The organism is Vibrio sp. 03_296, from assembly GCF_002265885.1.
Window position 1 is genome coordinate 1 of the sequence record NZ_NPKW01000857.1, and the last position, 941, is coordinate 941.

Here is a 941-nt window from a genome sequence, read left to right on the forward strand (position 1 = left end):
CGCGACCGCCGGTGTCATTAACGTTGAAGTTGAACGCACATTCACCGCCAGTGCGGATGATATGTATCAATTTGGTTCTCAACTGGAAGATCTTTCTTTCAAAACGCGTTTTTCTACTCGCTGGTGAAACTCGACAAGCTTGCTAGCCCAGATTACGAAGTGGTCCACTACCCAGGCAAAGACTCACAGCGTTATGGTTTTTTTAATGATGAAAAAACACCACTTTCAGTCAATGGCGAGGCCAATACTACAAGGTGAAAAGTTCCGACTCAATTAACCGCTTCAAACCCGAAAAAGAGTCCGTCGATTATTATTTAATGCGACAGTTATTTTTCACCTGAGGGGCGGGAGTTTCTGCAAACCACTCTCGACACTATCGAACACATTAACCAGATTCTTACTGGTACTGGTGTGCCAAAAATCAACATCGTCAACAAAGACAAACCTGCAGGCAAACATCCCGGTGATTTGCGTATCAACATTGTTTAACCTAATCACCGATCCGGTTGATGAACGGATTGCTACGGTTACGGACCCATCGGCAACCAACCCGGCTCACGGGTGAAATTGTCCATGCGCATGTGAACCAATATGCCGGTGTGATCCGCGCTTCGGCTCGTGAAATGTGGCGCAGACTAGCGGTTCACTACAATCGCCAAGAGATTGCCCGCCCAGCAGAGTTCAAATTGGATGAGACAGATCCAGCGGTCAACAATGGAACCGATGACTCTGATGCAGGCACCACCTCCATGACCTTTGGCGCCGAAAGGGTCTCTGACTTCATCGTAGATAAAAATATTACCAATATTCAAACGTCCCTACCCTTGGTGGCCGCTAGCGAGCCAGATTTCAATGACGGCGTAGTGACTTGGCTTCGCCCAGATATGCAGAGCGAATACAGCTTCAACAAACAAGCTTTATCCTACGCTAAAACAGCGTCA

At 47.5% G+C, this 941-nt stretch carries 1 protein-coding gene; it reads left to right on the forward strand.

What is annotated here, in order from left to right; translation table 11 throughout:
• Positions 1-509: 509 nt before the first annotated feature.
• Positions 510-941 (forward strand): hypothetical protein (locus CIK04_RS34640; RefSeq protein WP_325205955.1); only part of this gene is annotated, 432 nt, incomplete at its 3' end.